Genomic DNA, 24,875 nt, shown 5'->3' with positions numbered 1-24,875 from the left:
GAGGCAATCATGCCCGACGACGCCGCAACCCTGCGTTGGCAGACGGTCGAATATGAAGGCTTCGAGATACACATCGCACCGTCGCTGAAAGACGGCAGCGAGCGCTACACGTATATCGGCTATGTCTGCCATCCCGGCGCGGACCCGAAACTGCCGGGGCATACGGTTCCGTTTCACGCGGACGGCGAGGAGTCGTTCAAGACGCTCGACGATGCGACCTACGAAGCGGTGCACGTCGGCAAGAGCATCGTCGACGGCACGCACCCGGATTTGTCGGTGCTGTCGCTGGTGACGAGCGGCGTTTGACGGCAGCAAACCCGTCTTATCGAATTGCGCGCTGTTCTGCAGTCGAAGGCGTGCCTCTTCGGCAACTCAGGAAAATGCCGACGAGGAAGATGAAAAGATTGCCTTCGGTAAAGTTCAGCAACAGCGAATTCGCAAAGCAGCCGATCGTAAAGGCGAACAGATAAGCGAGCACGATCGTGCGCGCGGGCTCGCGCAGCCCGAGCGCCGAACGTCCGATCTGCACGAGAAGAAACACAAACAGCGCAATGCCGAGCGCGCCCACCTGAATGCCCATCAGCAGGAACTCGTTGTGCGGATTGCCCGCCGTCGCGGCCGCCGCGCCCGTATTGTTGCGCGCGAGGGCGTCGAACTCCTCCCGCACGGTGCCCACGCCACGACCGATGATGGGACGCTCGGCAATCAACTCGAGGCTGCGCCGGTAAAACACGATGCGCACGCCCATCGATGTGTTCTTGTTTGACGTTTCGTACGCGCTGATTTCCTCATGCGTTTCCGCCAGCCGCGAGCCGTGTGCATGCAACGCCGCGTACACGAGACCGCCCGCGACGGCCACCAGCGCAATGCCGCTGCCCCAACGCACCCACGGCTTCACGCCGCGCAGCGACGCGAAATACGTCACCACATAGATCACGATGAACAGAATCGCAATGACTTGCCCCGTGCGCCCCTGCATCATCAGCAGCACGTTGACGATCGCAAGCAGCGCAATCGCATACAGTGCGGCCTTTGCAGCACGCACACGCGACTGCCGCGCGAAGTTCAGCGACAGATAGAACAGCAGCGCCATCATGATGCCCGCGGCAATGTGGTCCTTGAAGACCCACGCCTTGCGGATGGGATCGGTATTCGAATGCCACGGTCCGACCGAGGTCCAGCCCAACCAGTTGGAACACGATAGCAGCAGCGAAAACGTCAGCGCGCCGAACAACGCCCATTTCGCAACCGTCGTCCAGGCCGTCGTGCGGGAATCGCGGAACGTCAGCATCAGCAGCGGCAGATAGACCAGCTTGCGATACTTCATCAGGAAGTCGAACGCATCCACGCGATCGGCGCTCGTCCACGCAATGCTCAGCGTCAGCACACCGGCGAGCAGCAGCGCGGCCACGCTCACCCGGTCGGTCAACAGCGCGCGCCAGTTGCGCCACACTTCCGGCGACAGCAGCGCGCAGACTGCGAACGCCGTCGCAGCGATATTGACGCCCGCAGTGGACAGCGGAACGGCAAACAGCGCAACGAGCGCGAAGGTTCGCGCGAGGATAAGCGGATACGATTCTCTTCTGGCGTGTTGCATGTATGCTTGAACTCTCATTGACGTTTTGCGCTCGCGTAGCCGTTGACCCGAGGCTCGCTGCGTCGGTGGCGGGGCTTGCGTCAGCCGGTGCCTTGTAGTCGGTGCTGCCTGATTCGTCGTGCTTGCGCCGCAAATCGCGCGAACGTCATCATCTCACGGCGGCCATGCGATTTGGTTTTGCCCCGGCCCCGATTCTCCGCGCATGCAACGCATGGAAAGACATCTTTCAGCGTGCGGCGCGACGCAGATAGAACGCCGCGCGCGCATCGAGCGCTTCTCGCGAATACAGCTGCTCGACGGTGCTGCGCGCGGCATCGCCGATCCGGGCGCGCAACGCCGGCTGCACGATCAGTTGATCGAGCATCGCGAGCGCTTCTTGCGGCGTATCGAACAGATAGCCGTTCTCGCCATGTCGAATGACGTCCGCGTAGCCGCCGTGCCGATGGCAGACGACGGGCAAACCGCACGCCATCGCCTCGAGCACGACGCGCCCGAATGTCTCGACGTGCTCGCCCGTGCGGTAATAGAAGATATCGAGCTCGTGAAGAAAGTCCGGCGCCGGCATTGCGCCCTCGGGCAGCAGGCGGATTGCTTCGTCTTGCGGCAACGCGCCTGCGAGTGTCGTCGCGCCCTGCAGCAGCAGCTTGCAGCCACGGGCAACGAGCGTCTTGTAGACGGCGATGTCGTCGGGATGATGCTTGTCGGCGGTATCGCGGCTCAGACGGCCAATGACGGGCTGCGCGCGGGTTGCATGAGCGCGTGGCGCGAAGCGCGCGATATCGATCGGCGATGGCTGGATTTCGCCCGTCACGCCGAGCAGCCGCGCCTGAAACGCGGAGATCAGCACGAGCTCGGTTGCGGGCCAGCGCAACAGCGGCGGATGCGTCGATGTCAGCGCAAGCAGCTTCGGATGAAACGTATTGAAGACATAGACGAGCCGTTCGGGACGCCCGGCGAAATATGGCCACAGACGGTTGCGCCAGTGCGCGCCGACGAACACATAAGTGCCGCCACGCGGCACATCGCCCTTGAGCGGCGCGACACGGCGAATCGGATAGGCGGCCGCCAGTTCCGCCGAGGTGCGCGACGACGTGCTCCAGAGCTGCACGTCGCGCTTGCCGCGCAGCATGTCGTAGAGCCGCAGCGCTTCCTGCTCGCTGCCGCCGTTCGGATTGTGAAAGCCGTTGAAGATGTGAATCATGCCGTCTGTCTGAATGGTGGCCCGTCGCCTCGACCGCGCTTGCAGTGGCGGGCGCGCCTCGCGCGCGGCACCGGGCTGCGCGGGCGATCTGTTCTCCGTTCTGTCTTTATGGGGCGCTCACGCGGCGTTCTGCTGAAACTGAATCCGGTGCAGATGCGCGTACAGCCCGTTCTGGGCGAGCAGCTCGCGATGATTGCCGCGCTCGACGATGCGCCCCGCGTCGAGCACGAGGATGCGGTCCGCGCGTTCGATCGTCGACAGACGATGCGCGATCACGAGCGTCGTGCGGCCCTTCATCAACGTTTCGAGCGCGGCCTGCACATGGCGCTCGGACTCGGAATCGAGCGCCGATGTGGCTTCATCCAGGATCAGGATCGGCGCGTCCTTGTAGACTGCGCGTGCAATCGCGAGACGCTGGCGCTGGCCGCCCGAGAGCATCATGCCGTTGTCGCCGATCAGCGTGTCGATGCCGTTCGGCATGGCGGCCACCGTGTCCCACAGATTGGCCGCGCGCAACGCCGCCTTCACGCGCTCCGCGTCGGCCGTCTGCCCGTAGGCGACGTTGTTCGCAATCGTGTCGTTGAAGAGCACGACGTCCTGGCTCACCATCGCGATCTGGCTGCGCAGCTCGTGAATGCCGTACTCGGGCAGCGCGACGCCGTCGACGAGAATCTGGCCGCCGCTCGGATCGAAGAAACGCGGCAGCAGGTTCACGAGCGTCGTCTTGCCGCTGCCCGACGGACCGGCAAGCGCGACCATCTCGCCCGGCGCGACCTTGAATGACACGCTGTCGAGCGTCTGCCGCTGCATCGGACCGCTCGCGCCATACATGAACGACACGTCGCGGAATTCGACCTCGCCGTTCGAGCGCTCGAGCTTGCGTCCGCCGCCCGCCGGCTCCGACGGCTCGTCGATCAGCCCGAAGATCAGTTCGGCCGCCGTCATGCCGCGCTGCAAAGGCTGGTTCACGTCCATCAGATGCTTGAGCGGCGAAATGATCAGCAGCATCGATGTGACGAACGCGACGAAGCCGCCGACCGTCGTCTGATCGTGCGACGACTGCACGACGGCAATCGTGATGACGACGGCGAGCGCGATCGATGCGAGAAACTGCGTGAGCGGCTGCGCAAGACCGCCCGAGACCGTCATACGCATCGAATAGCCGCGCAGGCGCTTGCTCATCTGCGAGAAGCGGTCGATCTCGTACTGCTCGCCGTTGTGCACCTTGACGACCTTGTAACCGCCCACCGTCTCCTCGACGATGTATGACAGCTCGTTGGTGAGCGTCTGGTGCTCGCGGTTCAGGCGGCGCAGCCGCCGGTTGATCTTGCCGACCAGCCAGCCGATGCCGGGCAGCAGCACCGCGACGATCAGCGTCAGACGCCAGTTCAGATAGAACAAATAGCCGAGCAGGAACACGACCGTCAGCGAATCGCGCACGAGCGTGACCATCACGCCCGTCAGCACGTTCAGGATCTGGTTCACCTCGAAGACGATCGCGTTGATCACCGTGCTCGCCGTTTCGCGCTGGAAGAACGCGACGCTGCTGTGGATCATGCGGTTGAACATGGAGAGCCGCAGCTCGAGCAGGATGCGGTTTGACACATAGGACAGCAGGTAGCCTGACGCGTACTGCGCGACGCCCCGCGCGAGCGCAAGACCGATGACGGCGAGGGGCACGTACCATTTCGCGCTCTCGCTGCTGTGCGTGCCGAAGCCGTGGTCGAGCAGCGGCTTGAGCAGCGCGGGAATCCCCGCCTCGGTGGCGGCGACGACGCCCATCGTGACGATGGCGGCAATGACGATCCAGATGAGCGGCTTCACATAGGGCCACAGACGGCGCAGGACGACGACGGTCGACGATGCTTCACCGGAGCCGATGGGCTTGCTTAACGTTGGCTTGGCGCTCAAGAGATCCTCTGAAAATGCGGACGCGCTGTTGCGCGTCCGTAGCCGCCTCCTCGGGCGGATTGCAAATCGACATTGTAAACCGTCCGGGAGCTCGTTCCGGCACGGGTAAATCATCTGTAATCAACACGTTCGCGCCACCTGCCGCCATCCGGCTGCCCCACGCCGTCGGCGGACAAGGCCCGCGCATCGGGATGCTCGCGATCATCCGTTTCGGCGCTGTGTAAGCGCTGTGCTGTGTAGGCGCTGTGTATACTTGCGCAACTTTCGTTGGGCGACGGCGCCTCGGCTGCACACGGCGCGCACCGGGCGCCCCCTTCCCGCCACCGACTCGCATGACACAACCCACACTCGGCGTCGCCATCATCACGAAGAATGCCGCGCGCAGGCTCGACGAATGCCTGCGCGCCGTCGCGTTTGCCGATGAAATCGTCGTCGTAGACAGCAGCAGCACCGACGCCACCGTCGAGATCGCGCGTTCGCACGGCGCGCGCGTGCTCACGCATGCCGACTGGCCCGGGTTCGGCCCGCAGAAGAACCGCGCGCTGGACGCGCTCGGCACGAGCTGGGTCCTGTCGATCGACGCCGACGAAATCGTCACGCCGGAGCTGGCCGTATCGATCGCCGCCGTGCTCGCCGAACCCGCCGCGGATGTCTATGCCGTCGACCGGCTGTCGGCGTTCTGCGGCCACTGGGTACGCCACAGCGGCTGGTATCCGGACTGGATTCCGCGCCTGTTCAGACGCGGCGCCGCGCGCTTTTCCGACGACCTGGTGCACGAGCGGCTCGTGTTCCATGGGCCCGCGAAACGGCTCGAAGGCAAGCTGATGCACCACTCGTACGAAGACTTCGAGACGGTGCTGCGCAAGCTCGACTCGTACTCGACGCTAGGTGCGCAGCAGCGTCACGCGGCCGGTCAGCGCGGCAGTTTCGGCAAGGCGGTCGCGCGCGGCGCCTGGGCTTTCGTGCGGACGTACCTGCTGCGGCGCGGGTTTCTCGATGGCCGCGCGGGGTTCATGATCGCGCTGTTCAACGCGCAAACCGTGTACTACCGGTTCTTGAAGCTTGAGAAGTTGGGGCGTGACGACGCTTCGAGCCATTGAGCGCTTCGGGCTCCGGGCCGTGTCGGATCAGGCCGGAAAGTCCGTTTGCAGCGCGCCGCCTGCGCGCAAGCGTCCGTGTGAGGCGAAGCTCGAAGCCACGAGACGGTGCCCGCCGTCCGCGTAGGACGCACGCGGGCATCACGCCCCTCAATATACGATCTCGATCGCGCTGCCCGAAAACTCGCTGCGCAGTGCTGCAAGCAGTTCGTCTGTCGGCTTGACGCGCCACGCGTCGCCGAGCCGCACTTCGCCTTCCGCGTTGTCGCTGCGATAGACGATTTGCACGGCAAGACCGTTCGGCAGTGGCGCGGACGGCCGCTGCGGGCGGCCTGCGTCACCACCGAAGCCGCCACGGCCGCCGCCCCGCGCCGCTGGAGCGAGCGCAGCGCTTTGCGCGTCTTCCGGTTTCGCGCGATGCGCTTCCAGCACGGCCCGCAACGCGTGAGCATCTGCGTTGCCGTTCATCTGCACCTTCACTGCCTGCGCGTAGCGCGTGCGTGCGCGGCCGAGGTCCATCGGCGTATCGACGGTGAAGCGGATGCCGCCCGTGAACGCGTCGTTGCGCGCTTGCCCTTGCACGACGAGCAGTTCGTCTTCCTTGAACAGTTGCTTGTGCGCCTCGAACTGCTCGTTGAAGACAGTCACTTCGCACTGGCCCGTGCCGTCGTCGAGCAGCGCGATCAGCATCTTGCCGCGCTGGGTCATCTGCGTGCGCAGCGAGACGATCACGCCCGCCACCAGCTTGTCGCGCCCTTCCTTCAGCTCGCCGATCTTCTGCCGCACGAAGCGGCGCACTTCGTCCTTGTACGCGTCGAACAGATGGCCCGACAGATAGAAGCCGAGCGCCGTCTTCTCTTCCTGCAAGCGGCGCTTGTCCTGCCACGCGGGTTCGTCGACGAGTTCGTGGCCTTGCGACGGCGCGTCGCCCATATCGAACAAGCCCGCCTGCAACGCATTGGCGCTGGCCTGATCGGCCGCTTCCATTGCGAGCGACACCGACGCGATCAGTTGCGCACGGTTCGCGTGGAGCGAATCGAAGGCGCCCGCGCGGATCAGCGCCTCGATCGTGCGGCGATTGACGATACGGCGATCGATCCGGTTGCAGAAGTCGAACAGATCGACGAACGGACCTTCTTCGCGCGCACGCAGGATTTCTTCGATCGCGTTCTGGCCGCTGCCCTTGATCGCGCCGAGACCGTAGCGGATCGTGCGCGAGCGCTTGCCGTCCATTTCCGCCACTGGCTCGAAGCGGTACGCGGACAGATTGATGTCCGGCGGCAGCACGGCCATCTTGTTCGCGATGGAGTCTTCGAACAGGATCTTGACCTTGTCCGTGTCGTCCATCGCGAGCGACATGTTGGCCGCCATGAATTCGGCGGGATGATGCGCCTTGAGCCACGCGGTGTGATACGCGAGCAGCGCGTACGCCGCCGCGTGCGACTTGTTGAAGCCGTAGCCCGCGAACTTCTCCATCAGGTCGAAGGTCTCGTCGGCCTTCTCGCGCGTCAGGCCGTTCTTGGCAGCGCCTTCCGCGAAGATTTCGCGATGCTGGGCCATCTCTTCGGGCTTCTTCTTGCCCATCGCGCGGCGCAGCAGGTCGGCGCCACCCAGCGAATACCCGCCGATGATCTGCGCCATCTGCATCACCTGCTCCTGATAGACCATGATGCCGTAGGTCTCTTTCAGGACAGGCTCGACGCGCGGATCAGGATAGTCGACCGTCTCGCGCCCGTGCTTACGCGCACAGAAGCTCGGGATCAGGTCCATCGGGCCCGGACGGTACAGTGCGACGAGCGCGATGATGTCCTCGAAGCGGTCGGGCTGTGCGTCCTTCAGCATGCCTTGCATGCCGCGGCTTTCCAGCTGGAACACGGCGACCGTATTCGCTTTCTTGAGGATCGAGAACGATGCTGGGTCGTCGAGCGGCACCTGCGCGAGCGACCAGTTTTCCTTCGACGGATCGAGACGGCGAATATAGCGCTCGGCCCAGTCGAGAATGGTCAGCGTGGTCAGGCCCAGAAAGTCGAACTTCACGAGGCCGACGGCTTCGACGTCGTCCTTGTCGTACTGGCTCACGACGCCGCTTTCGTCGCCCTGCGTATAAAGCGGACAGAAATCGGTCAGCTTGCCGGGCGCGATCAGCACGCCGCCCGCGTGCATGCCGACGTTACGCGTGAGGCCTTCGACGCGTTGCGCGAGTTCGAGCAGCTGGCGCACTTCGTCTTCGTTGTCGAAGCGCTCCTGCAACAGCGGCTCTTCCTTCATCGCGTCGGCGATGGTCACGTGCTTGCCGGGCTTGAACGGAATCAGCTTCGCGACGCCGTCCGTGAACATGTAGCCGAGATCGAGCACGCGGCCGATATCGCGCACAGCCGCCTTCGCGGCCATCGTGCCGAACGTCGCTATCTGCGACACGGCGTCCGCGCCGTACTTCTCCTTCACGTACTGGATCACGCGATCGCGGCCGTGCTGGCAGAAATCGATATCGAAGTCAGGCATCGACACCCGCTCCGGATTCAGAAAACGTTCGAACAGCAGGTTGTAGCGCAGCGGATCGAGGTCGGTGATGCCGAGCGCGTAGGCGACGAGCGAGCCCGCGCCCGAGCCCCGGCCCGGACCAACGGGCACGCCGTTGTTCTTCGCCCAGTTGATGAAGTCCGCCACGATCAGGAAGTAGCCGGGGAAGCCCATCTTGATGATCGTGCCGCACTCGAAGTCGAGACGCGCGTAGTACGTTTCGCGCTGCGCGTCGCGCTCGGCCTGGTCCGGGAACAACTGTTCGAGCCGCTTTTCCAGACCTTCCTTCGACAACTGCACCAGATAGTCGTCGAGCGACATGCCGTCAGGTGTCGGGAAGAGCGGCAGCTTAGGTTTGCCGAGTTCGAGCGTCAGGCTGCAGCGCTTCGCGATCTCAACCGTGTTGGCCAGCGCGGACGGAATATCGGCGAACAGCGCGGCCATCTCGTCCTGCGTGCGGAAATACTGATCCGTCGAAAAACGCTTCTGGCGACGCGGATTCGCCAGAATATCCCCCTCGGAAATGCACACGCGCGCCTCGTGCGCGGTGAAGTCGTCGGGCGTCATGAACTGCAACGGGTGCGTCGCGACGACGGGCAGCTTCAGCGACGCCGCCAACGCGACCGCCTGTTGCACATACGCCTCGGCACCCGGCTGTCCGCCGCGTTGCAATTCGATGTAGAACCCGTTGGGAAAAATCTTCGCCCAACGCTGCGCATTGCGCCTCGCGGCCTCTTCGTTGCCCGCGGCGAGCGCAATGCCGACATCGCCGTGCTGCGCGCCCGACAGCGCGAGCAATCCTTGGGCCAAACCACCTTCGAGCCACTGCGCTTCGACTTCCGCGCGCCCACGATACTGGTTCGTCAGCCACGCCTTCGACAGCAGCTCGCACAGGTTCAGGTAGCCCGTCTTGTTCTTGACTAGCAGCAGAATGCGCGACGGCTTATCGCGGTCATCGGGATTCGTGATCCAGACGTCGCAGCCGGCAATGGGTTTGACCCCTTTGCCGCGCGCTTCCTTGTAGAAACGAACGAGGCCGAATGCGTTGCCGAGGTCGGTGAGCGCGAGCGCACCCTGACCGTCCTTGGCAGCGGCTGCGACGACGTCGTCGATGCGCACGATGCCATCGGCAATCGAGAATTCGGAGTGAACGCGGAGATGGACGAAGCGGGGATCTGACATGGGCGACATTGTAACCCCGCCCTTCTGAAAATTTTCGGCGAAACAGCCTGATCAGCCATACGGCCAGTCGAGTTCGCGTGCGAGCTCATCTCGGCGCGGATTGGCGCGCATCGAGGTCGGCCATTTGGGATTATCCGACGCAAGTCAATCTGGCCATTCGGCGGATTGCGGAGCGATTGGCGGGATGAGGGATAATACGGGTTCGAACCAATTCCCTGCCGTACCTGTGCAGCGCCCGCCCGTCGATGCGCGCCGGGGCACGGCGCTTTATCGTTGGACCAGCATGAATATCCTGAATCTCTCGTCCTACCAGTTCGCGACACTCGACAAGATCGTCGAATGGCGGCCGCTCGTCACCGCGCGCTGCAATGAGCTCGGCCTGCGCGGCACGATCCTGCTTGCGCCGGAAGGCATCAACCTGTTTATCGCCGGTGAAATTCCGCAAGTGCGCAAATTTATCGACTACATTCGCCGCGACCCTCTTTTCGAAGGCAAGTTCGCTGAACTGCAGTTCAAGGAGAGCCTGTCGGAGAAGCAGCCGTTCCGTCGCATGCTCGTCAAGCTCAAGCGTGAAATCATCACGATGAAGAAGCCGGCCATCAAGCCGGAACTGGGCCGCGCGCCGTCCGTCGACGCGAACACGCTCAAGGTATGGCTCGATCGCGGCCACGACGACGAAGGCCGCCCCGTCGTCATGCTGGACACGCGCAACGCGTTCGAAGTCGACGTCGGCACGTTCGACAACGCGCTCGACTACCGCATCACGAAGTTCAGCGAGTTCCCTGACGTCATCGAGCAACACCGTGCTGACCTGGAAGGCAAGACGGTCGTGTCGTTCTGCACGGGCGGCATCCGCTGTGAGAAGGCCGCGATCCACATGAAGGAGGTCGGCATCGAGAACGTGTACCAGCTCGAAGGCGGCATCCTGAAGTATTTCGAGGAAGTGGGCGGCGCGCATTACAAGGGCGAATGCTTCGTGTTCGACTATCGCACCGCGCTCGACCCGAACCTGCTCCCCACGGCCACCGTGCAATGCTTCGGCTGCCGCGCGGTCGTCACACCGGAAGGCCAGAAGTCGCCGTTCTACGTGCCGGGCAAGACGTGCGCCGCCTGTCATCCGCAAGCGCAACCGCGAGTCGATGCGGCGCGCGCGGCGTAACGTGCGCGCCGTAGCGCGGTCGACGCCGGCGTTCGGAGCATGACGGCCTATCGCGGACGTTTCGCGCCGTCGCCAACGGGCCCGCTGCATTTCGGTTCGCTGGTCAGCGCGCTGGCAAGCTGGCTCGATGCACGCGCGCATCAAGGCACGTGGCTCGTGCGCATCGAGGACATCGATGGCCCGCGTACCGTTCCCGGCGCAGCGGAAAACATCCTCGCCACACTGGCACGCTTCGGCATGGTGTCCGATGAACCGCCCGTCTGGCAAAGCCAGCGCAAGCCGCTCTATCAGCAGGCGTTCGAGCGCCTGCAGACAACGGGGCTCGTCTATCCGTGCGGCTGCACGCGCAAGGAAATCGCCGACTCACTGCTGCACGTACACGCGCGGCATACCACGCTCGCCTACCCCGGCACCTGTCGCCACGGACTGAACGGCAAGCCTGCGCGCGCATGGCGCTTACGTGTGCCGGACGGCGATGCTGCCATCGTGACGTTCGACGATCGCTGGCAGGGCCAGCAGACCCAGAATCTCGCGACGGAAGTCGGCGATTTCGTGCTGCGCCGGGCCGACGACCAGTGGGCGTATCAACTGGCCGTCGTCGTCGACGATGCGGATCAAAATATCACGCACGTCGTGCGCGGCGCGGATCTGCTCGACTCGACTGCGCGGCAGATCTATCTGCAGCAGTGCCTCCGCGTAGTCACGCCTTCCTGGCTCCACGTGCCCGTTGTGACGAACGACGACGGAGAAAAGCTCAGCAAGCAGACGGGCGCGCTCGCGCTCGACGCAAGCCGGCCCCTCGTCGCATTGAATGATGCAGCGTTACATCTGGGCCTGAAGCTCAGTGAGACAGCCGCGCTGTCGCGCGAAGCGTTTTACGCTGAAGCAATCGCAGCGTGGCCGGCGCGGCTGAAGCGCTGAGAGCCGCGCGAGACATCGCCGGAAAAAACCAAGAAGAAGTAAAGACGGCGCCCACGATGGCGCCGTGATCAGCAGGTCTCGCCGTTCGCGCCGTACACGAACGACAGCACGACATCAGTTCGACGACGTCGTCTTGCGCGGCATGCCGAAGCCGCCCAGCAACGCAGCGAGCGGCTGCTTCGAAGCGGGTTTCTGCGGCGCGGCGGGCGCCTCTTCGCGCGTCGCAGCAGCCGACACCGCCGAAGGCGACGGCTCATACGGCTTGAAGAAGAAATCGTCGACGGGCTGCTGGCGATGGTGCGTCCCATGCGCCGGACGCTCGTGCGCACCCGTCGTCCGGCGGCGGCTGCCGCGGTCGTCGCGGTCGCGCCGCGAGCCGCGCTCGTCGTGATGATGACGCACGGGCATATCGACCGTCAGACGTTGCACCTCCAGCGGACGCTTGATCAGCTTCTCAATATCGGCGAGCTGCTTGCGCTCGTTCGGGCTGTACAGCGACAGCGCATCGCCCGACGCGCCCGCGCGGCCCGTTCGGCCGATCCGGTGCACGTAGTCTTCGGCGTTGAACGGCAAATCGAAGTTGATTACGGCCGGCAGTTCGGCGATATCGAGACCGCGCGCCGCCACATCCGTCGCGACCAGCGCTTCGATTTCGCCGCGCTTGAACGCGTCGAGCGCCTGCATCCGTTCGCTTTGCGTGCGGTCGCCGTGGATCGCCGTCGCCACCACGCCGTCGCGTTCCAGTTGACGCGCAAGGCGGCTCGCGCCGATCTTGCTGTTGCAGAACACGATCACCTGCTTGAGGCTGCGCTCGCGGATCAGTTGCACGACAGCGCCCGTCTTGTCGCCCTCGGCCACTTCGAAGACGATCTGCGTGACGTTCGTCGCCGTCGAGTTGCTGCGCGCAACCTCGATCGTCTGCGGATTGCGCAGATAGGTGGACGCGAGCTTCTTGATTTCAGGCGAAAAAGTCGCCGAGAACAGCAGCGTCTGACGCTCGCTGGGCAGCAGGTTCAGAATGCGCTGCAGATCGGGCAAAAAGCCCATGTCGAGCATCCGGTCGGCCTCGTCGAGCACGAGAATCTGCACCTGGCCGAGATTGGCCGTCTTTTGCTGCACGTGATCGAGCAGGCGCCCCGGCGTCGCGATCAGGATTTCGACGCCGCGCCGCAATTCCGCCGATTGCGGGTTCATATCGACGCCGCCGAACACCACGGCGCTGCGCAGCGCCGTGTGCTTCCCGTACGACTGCACGTTCGCGGCGACCTGGTCGGCGAGTTCGCGCGTCGGCGTGAGGATCAGCGCGCGGACCGGGTGGCGGGCGGGCGACGCGCTCGTGCTCGCGAGCGGCAGCAGACGCTGGAGGATGGGCAGCGAGAAGCTCGCCGTCTTGCCCGTGCCCGTCTGCGCGGCGCCCATCACGTCCCGCCCGCCCAGCACGACGGGAATGGCCTTGGCCTGGATCGGCGTCGGCGTCGTGTAGCCCTGCTCCGCGATGGCTCTGAGAATGTCGGCGTGAAGGCCGAACTGGTCGAAGGTCGCGTTGGTCGGCGTGGTTGCTGTGTCGGACATGGTGGCTTTCGCTAAAAATGCGCCTGCGCGGAACCGCTTGCGCGTTGCCAAAGGCGGGCGCGTCGGCGTCCGCTCAAACTGTTTCTGCAGCTTCTTCTGCAACGGCCAGGGCCGCGGAGGGCATCAGGATGAAGGCGGAGCCACGGTGTCCCGCACGCGACCCGATCACGGGTCGGCAAATATCGGCAAACGTGCGGCCGGCTCCGGCCGGCGGAAACATCCGCCGGAAAGGCCGGTATTGTAGCACTTCAGCACTATTACCCATGGCGCGGACTCGGGGTTTCTGCTTCGGGCCGGCTCGACGCCGTGAAAAGCCGTTCCCGATGCAAGCCGCGCGGCCCGTCGACGGTGACGTATCATGGCCGACGCGGACAGCGTAGACACCGCGCGAGTCAATCGGGTGACAGCGCGGGGTGACAGCGCGCCGACATGCGTCCAACGCCGCGCCGCCAGCATGCTCACCACGTTTCGCGCATCACCATCAGCCGCAGTTCGGTCATGTCTTCGATCGCGTAGCGGATGCCTTCGCGGCCGAGCCCCGAATCCTTCACGCCGCCATACGGCATGTTGTCGACGCGGAATGACGGCACATCGTTGATGACCACGCCGCCCACTTCGAGTTCGTCCCACGCCTCATGCGCGTGCGCGAGCGAATCGGTGAAGATGCCCGCCTGGAGCCCGAAATCGCTGTCGTTGACGGTCGCGAGCGCGCTCTTGAAATCGTCGAACTTTTCGAGAATCGCCACCGGCCCGAACGCCTCCTTGCGATACAGATCGGTGTCGCGCCCGACGTTCTCCAGCAGCGTCGCCTCGAACATCGCGCCGTCCACCTTGCCGCCCGCGACGATCTTCGCGCCCGCCTTCACCGCGCCTTCCATCCAGCCCGCGAGCCGGCGCGACTCGGATTCGGAGATCATCGGACCGACGAAGGTCTTTTCGTCCTTCGGATCGCCCATCTTCAGCGACTTCGTCTTCGCGATCAGCTTCTCGCGCAGCGTGTCGTACAGCGACGCATGCGCGAGAATCCGCTGCACGCCGATGCAGCTTTGCCCCGACTGATAGAACGCACCGAACGCGAGCCGGTCCACGACGTAATCGAGCTTGTCGCGCTGGTCGGCATCGACGATCGCGGCCGCGTTGCCGCCCAGCTCCAGAATCACCTTCTTCTTGCCCGCCTTCGCCTTCAGATCCCAGCCGACGGCGGGCGAGCCCGTGAACGACAGCAGCTTGAAGCGCTCGTCGGTGGTGAAGAGGTCGGCGCCGTCGCGATGCGCGGGCAGGATCGAGAACGCGCCTTTCGGCAGATCCGTTTCCGCGAGAATCTCGCCGATGATCAACGCGCCGATGGGCGTGCGGCTTGCCGGCTTCAACACGAACGGCACGCCCGCCGCCAACGCGGGCGCGACCTTGTGCGCGGCGAGATTCAACGGAAAGTTGAACGGCGAGATGAACGAGCACGGCCCAATCGGCACGCGCTTCACGTACGCGTGATAGCCCTTCGCGCGCGGCGAGATTTCGAGGTTGACGATCTCGCCGTCGATGCGCACCGACTCTTCAGCTGCGACCTTGAACGTATCGATCAGGCGCGTGGCCTCGCCGCGCGAATCGTTGATCGGCTTGCCCGCTTCGATGCACAGCGCCATCGCGAGTTCGTCGAAGCGTTCGCGAAAGCGCTTCACGCAATGTTCGAGCACCGCCTGGCGCTTGAACGGCGGGAACGCGCGCATCTGGGGCATCGCGGCGACGGCGGCACCGATGGCTTGGTCGATCGCTTTCGCGTCGGCGAGCGCGACGCGCGTCGCGACTTCGCCGCTGAACTTGTCGGTGACTTCGAGATCGGTGTTCGCGGCGACGGCTTCGTTTGCGAGGTAGTACGGATAGCTCTTTTGCAACATGACTCGTTCTCCTGGGTCGGATCAGACCGGCGCAGCGAGGCCCATTGCGCAGCGGCCCAAGGCGCGCGCCGAACAAGACGGCGCAACGTTCAAAGCTGCGCCGAAAGCCGCTTGATCTCGCGATTCAACACGCGCTCGTTGTCCGAATAGTCGATGGGCACGTCGATCAGATGCACGCCCGGCGTCGCGAAGCAGTCGCGCACGAGCGGCGCCAGCTCGGCCGCCGCCGCGATGCGGTGCCCGTGCGCGCCGTAGCTCTTCGCGTATTCGACGAAATCGGGATTCTTGAGCGTCATCCCGTAGTCGGGGAAATTCATGTTCTCCTGCTTCCAGCGGATCATGCCGAACGCGTCGTCGCGCAGGATCATCACGACGAGGTCGAGCTTGAGCCGCACGGCCGTCTCCAGTTCCTGCGAGTTCATCATGAAACCGCCGTCGCCGCACACGGCCATCACGTTGCGCTCGGGATGGACGATCTTGGTCGCGATCGCCGACGGCAGCCCGGCGCCCATCGACGCCAGCGCGTTGTCGAGCAGCAGAGAATTTGGCTCATGCGCGCGGTAATAGCGCGCGAACCAGATCTTGTACATGCCGTTGTCGAGACAGATGATGCCGTCGACGGGCATCGTCTCGTACACGTCGTTGACGACGCGCACGGGATACATCGGGAAGCGGTCATCGTGCTGGCCCTTCGCCAGATGCGCCTCGAAATGCTCCTTGATCTCCTTGAAGCGGGCGAAGTCCCAATGCTCGCCCTTGCCACCCAGCGCTTCCTTCAGCTGCCAGACGGCGTTCGCGATATCGCCGACCACTTCGATCTGCGGGAAATACACCGGGTCCACTTCGGCGCCGAGGAAGTTCACGTGAATCACGGTCTTTTCGTTGGCATCCGCGCCGCGCATGAAGAACGGCGGCTTTTCGATCACGTCATGGCCGACGTTGATGATGCAGTCCGCGTGATCGATTGCGCGATGCACGAAGTCGCCATCCGATAACGTCGCGTTGCCGAGCCACAGCGGATGCGATTCGTCGATCACGCCCTTGCCCATTTGCGTGGTGAAAAACGGAATGCCGATCTGATCCACGAATTCGCGCAGCACCTTGCGCGTGGTCTTTCGGTTGCCGCCCGCGCCGATCATCAGCAACGGGTGACGCGCCGCGACGATTGCGTCGACGGCGCGCGCGACGGCCTTTTCCTCGGCGACGGGCCGGCGGCTATAGCTCTTCGGAATCGGCTTGCCGTCGCCCTCTTCGTGCGCGACGTCTTCGGGCAATTCGAGGTGCGTCGCGCCCGGGCGCTCCTCTTCGGCCTGCCGGACAGCCTCGCGCACCGACGCCGGAATATTGCCGATCGACACGATCTGCCGCGTGTACTTGGTGAGCGGCTCCATCATGCGCACCACGTCGACGATCTGGAAGTGGCCCTGCTTGCTCGACTTGATCGGCTTCTGTCCGGTGACCATCAGCATCGGCATGCCGCCGAGCTGCGCGTAGGCGGCCGCTGTCACGAAGTTGGTTGCGCCCGGGCCGAGCGTCGCAAGACAGACGCCCGTGCGGCCCGTCAGACGACCATAAGTCGCGGCCATGAAGCCCGCGGCCTGTTCGTGGCGCGTGAGGATCAGCTTGATTCTGGAGCGCCGCAGCGACTCGAGGAGATCGAGATTTTCTTCGCCGGGAATGCCGAACACATACTCGACGCCTTCGGCTTCCAGCGACTTGACGAACAGATCCGATGCTTTCATGGGAAGGTCTCGCTTGACGAACGAACGCAGACCGGGCCGCTGACGCGGCACGCGGACAAGGATGATCGAAACGATGACAGCCGCGCGATGCTTCGACACGGGCGCGGCCTGTGCGTGGCAGACAGCTTACTACCGGAGAGCAAAACGTGTCGTCTCACGGCACAGCGCGTGCGTGTCGCGCGGGCAATGATCCGAAAGCGCCCGCGAAAAGCGCCGGAACGCAAGAAGACGGTCGAAAATGGCGCGTTCGGCGGGGAGCCGCCACGAGCCGGCACTGCGCGGGAAATCAGGCAACGATCAACGTACATTCAACGCGCAATCAACGCGCAATCAGCGCACGATCGTCACGCAGTCGGACAGAAGCGGCGGCGCGTTCTCGCCGAGCATCGCGTCATAGAGCGTGCCCTGCGGGCCTTTCGTCCACCACGTATAGCTGCCCGCCTGATACCTCGCGCCCGAACCCGACATCACGTTGACGAACAGCATCTGCTTGCCCTTCACGGGCAGCACCGCGAAGCTCTGGCCGTTGGTCGCGGTCAAATACGTGACGTGCAGGATGCGGCCCGTCGCGCACGTGTACTTCTGCGTCACGCGATGCGAGGTCCGGATGTCCGGCAACGGCTGCAACCCCGCGGCGCGGACCGCGTCCGGCACGGCGACGAACGCCAGCATGCCCATCACCCACGCACACCACCTTCTGCTCATCGAACGCCTCGCTTGCTTGATGCCGTCCTGTTTCGGCTGCGCGACCGCCGTCGGGGTTGCGCGGATCAGGGGTCGATCACGCCGGCGCAAGCATCTGTCAGCGCGGCGGCCGCGTGGCCGACGACGGGCACGATCTTCAGTGCCGCCGATGCGACCCGGCACGGCGCGGCGGCGAGTCCGCACCCGCTCGACGCCGCCGTCAACGCGAAAGCCGCCGCGAACAGCGCGATGCGCCGCCCTGCTCAAACCCTGTGTGTTTCACTTTCACGCCAGCCGATCCCTGCCAGCCCGTATCGGGTCCAATGCCTTCGGCGCAACCGCTCGATCTGCGCTGCGCCGCCTCGCGCACAAAGCCCGATGCACGGCCTTACTTCGCCGACACCGGCTTGACGGCTGCGGCAGCCTGCTTCGCGCGCTGGCGCGCCTCGTCGATGTCGCGCCCCGTCGCGAGCGCGACGCCCATGCGGCGCTTGACGAAGCTCTCCGGCTTGCCGAACAGGCGCAGATCCGCGTCCGGCACCGCGAGCGCCTGCGCGACGCCTTCGAAGCCGATGCCCGGCTCGTCGAGCCCGCCGTAGATCACGGCCGACGCGCCCGGCGCACGCAGCGACGTATCGACGGGCAAGCCGAGGATCGCGCGCGCATGCAGTTCGAACTCGGACAGGCGCTGCGACGCGAGCGTCACGAGGCCCGTGTCGTGCGGACGCGGGCTCACTTCCGAGAACCATACGTCATCGCCGCGCACGAAAAGTTCCACGCCGAACAGGCCCCGGCCGCCCAGTGCCGCCGTGACCTTGTGGGCGATCTCGCGCGAGCGTTCGAGCGCGAGCGGGCTCATCGGTTGCGGTTGCCACGACTCGACGTAGTCGCCCGCCACCTGCACGTGGCCGATGGGATCGCAAAAATAGGTGGAGGTCTGTTGTGTGGTGGGATCGATCGCGCGCACGGTGAGCTGCGTGATCTCGTATTCGAAGTCGATAAAGCCTTCGACGATCACACGCCCGCGATTCACGCGCCCGCCCGCCATCGCGTACTGCCAGGCGGGTTCGACGTCCGCGTCGCTCCTGAGCACCGACTGCCCTTTGCCCGATGACGACATCACCGGCTTCACGACGCACGGATAACCGATCTTCGCGATGCCCGCCTTCAGTTCTTCGAGCGAATCGGCGAATGCATACGGCGAAGTCGGCAGGCCGAGCTCCTCGGCAGCAAGACGCCGGATACCTTCGCGGTTCATCGTCAGCTGCGTCGCGCGCGCGGTCGGGATCACTTCGGCAACGCCGTCGGTTTCGATCGCGGCGAGCGCATCGGTGGCGATGGCCTCGATTTCCGGCACGATCAGATGCGGACGTTCCTTCTCGACCAGCGCGCGCAGCGCCTGCGCGTCGGTCATGTCGATCACGTGCGCGCGATGCGCGACCTGATGGCCCGGCGCATTCGGATATCGATCGACCGCGATCACTTCGACGCCGAGCCGCTGCAGCGCGATGATCACTTCCTTGCCCAGTTCGCCCGCGCCGAGCAGCATGACGCGCGTAGCCGAGGTCGAAAGCGGTGTGCCGATGCGTTGGCCGATCTGCATGGAGACTCCAGAGAATTTAACGAAAGCGGGTGGAATGGATCAGTGCGGCGATGTTAACATGCGCGGCCCCTGCGGCTCTGCCCGCCGCGTGCCGATAACCCGGTTGTCAAGCTGTGCGCCGGCGATGATGCGAACCGGGCGACATGCAGCCGACATGCGACCGACACGCGACCGATACGCTGTCGAGGCTTTGCAAGCGGACGGCATGCGGAACTGGCTCGCCGCTTCAGCATTTCGCCTATGCGTTTCGTCGACCGCGTTTGCGCTCGCGTGCGGCAAGCGTAGTGCGATACCCTTACGCCTTCGCCAGTCTAGAGAGGAACGACGATATGCAGCCCACGTCTGCCACGCAACGCGACGCACGCACGAGCGCAACATCCGATGCGCCGTCGAAGGCATCCGACACTGCATCGCGGGTCTCGTTCCGCCGGCGCGCGGGCGCGACGCTCGGCGCCGTGTCGATGGCCGCGTCGGCTGCCGCGCTGCTCGCCGCCTGCGCGCTGCCGAAACACCTCGACACGGACGCCCCGCCGCCCGACCCGTTCAATCCCGCGGCCACGCAACTGCTCGACAACACCGACTGGCAATTGAGCGGCTGGAAAGTCAAGGGCGGCGCCTCGCGCGAAGTGCCCAACGGCGCCAGCGGCGAGCCGATCACCCTCGTGCTGTCCACGCAAAGCGGCCAGCGCCGCGCCAGCGGCTTCTCGGGCTGCAACCGCTACACGGGCGCGTACATGCTGAAGGACGGCAAGCTGGGCTTCGGCCCGCTCGCGGGGACGCGCATGGCGTGCGCGACGCCGGGCGGCAAGATCGAGGGCGCGTATCTCGATGCGCTTGCGCATATCGAGCACTCGGGCGTCGATATGCGCAAGCCGCAGCAGCTGCAACTGATCCTCGATAACGGCGACACGCTCGTGTTCGCCCGGCGCGGCCAATGATCGCGCCGCCGCCGGCAATCGCCGAGCGCATCGGCGCAACCGCGGCGCGGACCGCGATGACGCGCGGCCGCGCATGTGCGGCGCGCGACGCCGGCCTTCGAGGCACGATGCTTCGTCCGATTAAACTCGACGGGCTGCGCCGGCGCGCGCCCGTCATACGTTGATGTCTAGCATGCACACGGTAGTTTTCGGCTGGTTCGGCGCTTCCGCCGTCTGGTTTCTTCCCTTGTTGTGGCGTCTCGTGAAGTCCGCGCTGCCGGGCGGCGCCGGCCTGCGCGGCCCGGGCACGATCAGGCTGTGGCTCGGCTTCATCTGCGTGCTGGTGGCGAGCTGCACGCTGGAGGCGTCGCTCGTCGACGTGCAGGGACTCGACGGTTTCGGCCATGCGCTGGCGGCAGGGCTCACGCATCTGATCGGGCGCGTCGCGGCGCCAATCGCGATGCTCGGCCTGCTCGGACTCGCGCTGCCGTGGCTGATCGGATTCCGGTGGCCGTCGTTCTTCGCGTGGGCCAATGATGCGTTCGGACTCGGCCTGTCGCGCCGCACGCGCGACGACGAACCGCGCGGACGCCCGCGTGCCGCCGATGCGGCGCCCGCGCACAGCAGCGCGCCCATCAATACGATGGCCCCGAAGGCCAACGGCCGTTACGCGCGGCCGACCGTGTGGCGGCCGCCTGCAACGACGACACGCGCCGGAGGCGCGGGTGCGGCAGGCGCGGCGGCGACGGCCGCTGCGGGCGTCGCGGGACATGCGGCGGGTATGCCCCCTGGTTCGTCGCCGGGTTCGCTCTCCAGCCTTAACAATTCGAGAAATGCCGCACGCGCCGACTCAGGCCAACACGCCGCCGGCCGCCAGCCGGGGCGCCCCGCGCCGTGGACGCCCGCCGAGCCTGTCGCGCCCTCCGGCTGGCTCAGCACCGATGCGCCGCGCGCGCATCCGCGTGAAAGCGCTCCCGCGTCGATGGAAAGCGCGCGCGTCACGGCCACGCCGCCCGCCGTGTTCGGCAGCACGGCCGCGCTGCAATCGTCGAAGGCGGCTGCGGCGCGCGGCGCGTCGGCGAATCCGGCCGTGTCTTCGGCACGCTCGGCGGCTTTGCGCGCGGCGTCGCTCGCGCAGGGCCGGCAACCCGTTGCGGCCAACGCCGCTTCATCCGCAGCGCAGCCAGCGCGCCCCGTTGCGTCGCCAGCTTCGCCGGCTGTGCGCCGCGGCACATCGAATCTCCGGGTTCCAGCCTATTTCCGCGCCAACTCATCATCGCCGCAGCCCGTCGAGCCCGCGGCGAGCGTGCAGGAAACGTTGCGCAGCATCGAGGAAAACGCCGCGCGCTGGACGGAGCTCGCTGGTGCGAGCCTTGCCCGGCGGACAGCCGGTGATCCGGCGAAGGCCGTCGAAGCCTGGCCCCCGGCGGAGTCTGGCAACGAAGCAGCCGGGCACGCCACTCAGGCAAACCTGACCGGTTTTGCGGGCATGGCAGGCGGTCCCGTGGTTGCAGGCGCGGCCGCTGTCGCCGCCGTCGATCAGGCCGTCTCGGCGCTGGAAGCAGCCATTGGCAGCGCCCGTGCCGCCGATACGGCAACCGTCAGACGGCAGCCGGACGCGGCGGGAGCGATCGCACCCGTTCAGTCGCCGGTCGAGGCCGTTGGGCCCGCCGCGACGGAGGTCGTTACCGTGCCATTGGCTCGAATGGACGCGATGCCTGCATCGCGGAATGACGCTGCCCATCCGACCGGTAGCGTTTCGGCGGACACTCCACGTGTGAGCTTCGCCGATACCCAACACGAAGCCGAACGCGCGGGCTCGGGCATGGCTGAAGTCACGCCCACTGATACAACCCGTCACCATTCGTTGCCCGAAAGCGGTGAGTCGGCTTCGCGCTCGCGGCAGAACATGGGCTCACCGGCCCCTGTTTCACCGGCCCCTGTGTCGCCGGCCCCTGTCTCACCGGCCCTCGTCTCACCGGCCCTCGTCTCACCGGCCCTCGTCTCACCGGCCCTTGACTCACCGGCCCTTGACTCACCGGCCCTCGTCTCACCGGCCCTTGGCTCACCGGCCCTTGACTCACCGGCTCTCGTCTCACCGGCCCTTGCCTCAGCCGCCCTTGCCTCAGCCGCCCTCGTCTCGAACGCGATGCCGGCAGCGGCTAGCACGACGCTGTACGACGAAGACACCGTGCCGCCCGCACCGGCGACGCGAGACGCAACTTCCTCCGTAGCACCGTCGAAGCCGGCCGACGCGCAAGCACAGGTCGCCACGCCCGAGTCGACGCTGCCAGTCGAAGGCGCGACTCCACGCGTCGAAGCGCAAGCGCAACCGGGCAGCGCGCAGTCCGTCACGGCAACGGCTGAAACTGCTGCGGCAGCAATCCCGACGCCCGTGGTCAGCGACACGAACGCGCATCTTCAGGCTCAAGCGCAAATCGGCTCCGCGCCAGCCGCGTCCGACAGCAAAACAGTTGCTGCGAATGCCGGGCCCCACATTCGACCCATTGCAGACGACGTCGCGACCGGCAGTGTCGAACACGGGCAAGCAGACCTGGCTCCATTGCCCCAACTGACGACGCTCGCCGTCGAAGCGACGCCCACGGGCGACATCATGCCGCCCCTGCAAGCCGTGCAGCCCGCTTCCGCGACTCACGCCGAAGACGACGTGTACGAGCCAGCAGCACAGGCGCAGGACGTTGTTGCGCAGCAGGCGGCGACCGTTGCCACCGTCACCGCATCGGAGCCGCGAATCGAGTTGCACATCGAGCCGCACATCGAGCCGCACATCGAGCCACACATCGAGCCGCACATCGATACGCCGGTGGCGACGCCCACGCACATCGCCGCAGAAGACGCCTCATCGGCAATGGAGCAACCCGCTCACGCGCCCGCTGTCGAAGTCGTTCCCTCATCGCTCGCTCCGTGGGACGCGATGACGCAATCCGTCGCGTTGCTGCGCACGGCCACGGCAAGCGGTTCATCGATGCAAGCGCGACCTGCGCCCGTATCGAACGCGCCCATCTACGTCGATACCAACGCGCCCCTGTCGATCGACGACGACGCTACGCCAGCACAACCCGCCGACGCCGCCAACGAGCCTGCACCGCCAGCCTCGTCGAACATCGTCCGCTTCCCCGGCGCGGCCGCCGTCCCGCACGCGCAGCCGTCCGCGCAGCACATCGTCGGCGGCCGCGCGCCCGACATGCAAGACCAGCCGCAGCCCGAATCCGCCGACGCGCAAGCTGCGCAAGACGCACCACCCGCTCCGGCGCCCCGCGCCGCCGTGCGCGGCCACAGCGGTCCAGCGTTCGAATTCCACGCGCCTTCGGCCTCGCACATCGAACTGCCGAGCCTCGACCTGCTCGCGCCCGCGTCGTCCGATGTCGAGCCCATCAGCGAAGAAAAGCTCGCCGAAACGGGCGCGCTGATCGAACAACGCCTGCAGGAATTCAAGGTGCCCGTGACGGTCGTCGGCGCATCGGCGGGCCCTGTGATCACACGCTTCGAGGTCGAGCCGGCCCTCGGCGTGCGCGGCAGCCAGATCGTCGGGCTGATGAAGGATCTGTCGCGCGGTCTGGGCCTAACGTCGATTCGCGTCGTCGAGACGATTCCAGGCAAGACCTGCATGGGTCTTGAACTGCCGAATGCGAAGCGCCAGACCATTCGCCTTTCCGAGATTCTCCATGCCGATGTCTATCAGCACTCGAAGTCGAATCTGACGCTCGCGATGGGCAAGGACATCACCGGCCACCCCGTCGTCACCGATCTCGCGAAGGCCCCGCATATGCTGGTTGCGGGCACGACAGGCTCGGGCAAGTCGGTCGCGATCAACGCGATGATCGTCTCGCTGCTCTACAAGGCGACGCCCGAGGACGTGCGCCTCATCATGATCGACCCGAAGATGCTGGAGCTTTCCGTGTACGAAGGCATTCCGCATCTGCTCGCGCCCGTCGTCACCGACATGAAGCTCGCGGCGAACGCGCTCAACTGGTGCGTCGGCGAAATGGAGAAGCGCTACCGGCTGATGTCGGCCGTCGGCGTGCGCAACCTGCAAGGCTTCAACCAGAAGATCCGGGACGCCGCCGCGAAAGAGAAGAAGATCGGCAATCCGTTCTCGCTGACGCCCGACGACCCCGAGCCGCTGTCGCCGCTGCCGCTGATCGTCGTCGTGATCGACGAACTGGCCGACCTGATGATGGTCGCGGGCAAGAAGATCGAAGAGTTGATCGCGCGTCTCGCGCAAAAGGCGCGTGCCGCGGGCATCCATCTGATTCTCGCGACGCAGCGCCCTTCCGTCGACGTGATCACGGGTCTCATCAAGGCAAACATCCCGACGCGCGTCGCATTCCAGGTGTCGTCGAAGATCGACTCGCGCACGATCCTCGACCAGATGGGCGCCGAGTCGCTGCTCGGCCAGGGCGACATGCTGTTCCTTCCGCCAGGCACGGGCTATCCGCAACGTGTGCATGGCGCGTTCGTCGCGGACGAGGAAGTGCATCGGATCGTCGAGCATTTGAAGCAGTTCGGCGAGCCGGAATACGTCGAGGGCATTCTTGACGGCCCCACGACGGAAGGCGGCGGCGCTCAGGACCTGTTCGGCGAGACGCCGGACGCGGAAGCCGATCCGCTTTACGACGAAGCCGTCGCGTTCGTCGTGCGCACGCGCCGCGCGTCGATCTCGGCGGTGCAGCGGCAGTTGCGTATCGGCTATAACCGCGCGGCGCGGCTCGTCGAGCAGATGGAGACGGCGGGCCTCGTGTCGGCGATGGGCATCAACGGCAGCCGCGAAGTGCTCGCGCCGGGGCCGGCCGAGTAGGCGCACTTCAGAAGACGGGCCGCGAGCGAGCAGCAGAAATGTCAGACGCATTTCG

General features: G+C 65.6%; 16 protein-coding genes. 6 read left to right on the top strand and 10 right to left on the bottom strand.

Annotated features, from left to right (window positions below; all coding sequences use genetic code 11):
• Window positions 1-9: 9 nt before the first annotated feature.
• Window positions 10-306, top strand: a complete 297-nt coding sequence (locus J8I87_RS18555) for a hypothetical protein (RefSeq protein WP_209933153.1) — start codon at window positions 10-12, stop codon at window positions 304-306.
• Between the two features lie 16 nt (window positions 307-322).
• Here the strand turns inward: J8I87_RS18555 and J8I87_RS18550 are convergent, their stop codons facing one another.
• The 3 genes from J8I87_RS18550 to msbA form a co-directional block, all read right to left on the bottom strand.
• A complete protein-coding gene (locus tag J8I87_RS18550) occupies window positions 323-1,597 on the bottom strand; it encodes an O-antigen ligase family protein (protein WP_209933152.1) in 1,275 nt (424 codons plus the stop codon).
• A gap of 226 nt (window positions 1,598-1,823) precedes the next feature.
• Window positions 1,824-2,798 (bottom strand): glycosyltransferase family 4 protein, encoded by a 975-nt coding sequence (locus J8I87_RS18545; RefSeq protein WP_209933151.1) that lies wholly within the window; start codon window positions 2,796-2,798, stop codon window positions 1,824-1,826.
• A gap of 117 nt (window positions 2,799-2,915) precedes the next feature.
• Window positions 2,916-4,709, bottom strand: a complete 1,794-nt coding sequence (gene msbA, locus J8I87_RS18540) for a lipid A export permease/ATP-binding protein MsbA (protein ID WP_209933150.1) — start codon at window positions 4,707-4,709, stop codon at window positions 2,916-2,918.
• A gap of 332 nt (window positions 4,710-5,041) precedes the next feature.
• Between msbA and J8I87_RS18535 the strand changes: the two genes are divergently transcribed.
• Complete coding sequence (locus J8I87_RS18535; protein ID WP_209933149.1) at window positions 5,042-5,809, top strand: glycosyltransferase family 2 protein; 768 nt, start codon at window positions 5,042-5,044, stop codon at window positions 5,807-5,809.
• Window positions 5,810-5,956: 147 nt separating this feature from the next.
• On the opposite strand, the gene dnaE is transcribed toward J8I87_RS18535, so the two are convergent.
• Window positions 5,957-9,517, bottom strand: a complete 3,561-nt coding sequence (gene dnaE / locus J8I87_RS18530; protein WP_209933148.1) for a DNA polymerase III subunit alpha — start codon at window positions 9,515-9,517, stop codon at window positions 5,957-5,959.
• A gap of 274 nt (window positions 9,518-9,791) precedes the next feature.
• Here dnaE and J8I87_RS18525 point away from each other — a divergent pair, with 274 nt between their 5' ends.
• The gene (locus J8I87_RS18525; protein WP_209933146.1) at window positions 9,792-10,667 is read left to right on the top strand and encodes a sulfurtransferase; all 876 of its coding nucleotides are present in this window, start codon (window positions 9,792-9,794) and stop codon (window positions 10,665-10,667) included.
• A 39-nt stretch (window positions 10,668-10,706) separates the two neighbouring features.
• On the top strand, window positions 10,707-11,588 hold the full coding sequence (gene gluQRS / locus J8I87_RS18520) for a tRNA glutamyl-Q(34) synthetase GluQRS (RefSeq protein ID WP_209933145.1): 882 nt from the start codon (window positions 10,707-10,709) through the stop codon (window positions 11,586-11,588).
• Window positions 11,589-11,702: 114 nt separating this feature from the next.
• Here gluQRS and J8I87_RS18515 read toward each other — a convergent pair whose 3' ends face one another.
• The 6 genes from J8I87_RS18515 to purT all read right to left on the bottom strand — a co-directional run bounded on the left by J8I87_RS18515 (window position 11,703) and on the right by purT (window position 19,084).
• Entirely contained in the window at window positions 11,703-13,160 is a 1,458-nt protein-coding gene (locus J8I87_RS18515; protein ID WP_209933144.1) for a DEAD/DEAH box helicase, read from the bottom strand.
• A 458-nt stretch (window positions 13,161-13,618) separates the two neighbouring features.
• Window positions 13,619-15,055 (bottom strand): aldehyde dehydrogenase family protein, encoded by a 1,437-nt coding sequence (locus J8I87_RS18510; protein WP_209933143.1) that lies wholly within the window; start codon window positions 15,053-15,055, stop codon window positions 13,619-13,621.
• An 89-nt stretch (window positions 15,056-15,144) separates the two neighbouring features.
• The gene (locus tag J8I87_RS18505) at window positions 15,145-16,797 is read right to left on the bottom strand and encodes an acetolactate synthase large subunit (RefSeq protein WP_209933142.1); all 1,653 of its coding nucleotides are present in this window, start codon (window positions 16,795-16,797) and stop codon (window positions 15,145-15,147) included.
• A 330-nt stretch (window positions 16,798-17,127) separates the two neighbouring features.
• Entirely contained in the window at window positions 17,128-17,502 is a 375-nt protein-coding gene (locus tag J8I87_RS18500) for an MliC family protein (RefSeq protein ID WP_209933141.1), read from the bottom strand.
• A 65-nt stretch (window positions 17,503-17,567) separates the two neighbouring features.
• Window positions 17,568-17,732 carry a DUF6726 family protein gene (locus J8I87_RS46010; RefSeq protein ID WP_313064975.1) on the bottom strand — a complete coding sequence of 55 codons (165 nt, stop codon included), beginning with the start codon at window positions 17,730-17,732 and terminating at the stop codon, window positions 17,568-17,570.
• A 137-nt stretch (window positions 17,733-17,869) separates the two neighbouring features.
• Window positions 17,870-19,084, bottom strand: coding sequence for a formate-dependent phosphoribosylglycinamide formyltransferase (purT, locus tag J8I87_RS18490; RefSeq protein ID WP_209933138.1), 1,215 nt, complete (start codon window positions 19,082-19,084; stop codon window positions 17,870-17,872).
• A 329-nt stretch (window positions 19,085-19,413) separates the two neighbouring features.
• Here purT and J8I87_RS18485 point away from each other — a divergent pair, with 329 nt between their 5' ends.
• Together J8I87_RS18485 and J8I87_RS18480 are read left to right on the top strand one after the other, a co-directional pair.
• Window positions 19,414-20,022: an META domain-containing protein gene (locus J8I87_RS18485; protein ID WP_209933137.1), complete on the top strand. Its 609-nt coding sequence runs from the start codon at window positions 19,414-19,416 to the stop codon at window positions 20,020-20,022.
• A 172-nt stretch (window positions 20,023-20,194) separates the two neighbouring features.
• Entirely contained in the window at window positions 20,195-24,820 is a 4,626-nt protein-coding gene (locus J8I87_RS18480) for a DNA translocase FtsK (protein WP_209933136.1), read from the top strand.
• The last annotated feature ends 55 nt before the right edge of the window (window positions 24,821-24,875 follow it).

It is taken from the genome of Paraburkholderia sp. LEh10, from assembly GCF_017814945.1.
Classification (GTDB): Bacteria; Pseudomonadota; Gammaproteobacteria; order Burkholderiales; family Burkholderiaceae; genus Paraburkholderia.
This window is presented reverse-complemented; position numbering and strand designations above follow the sequence as displayed.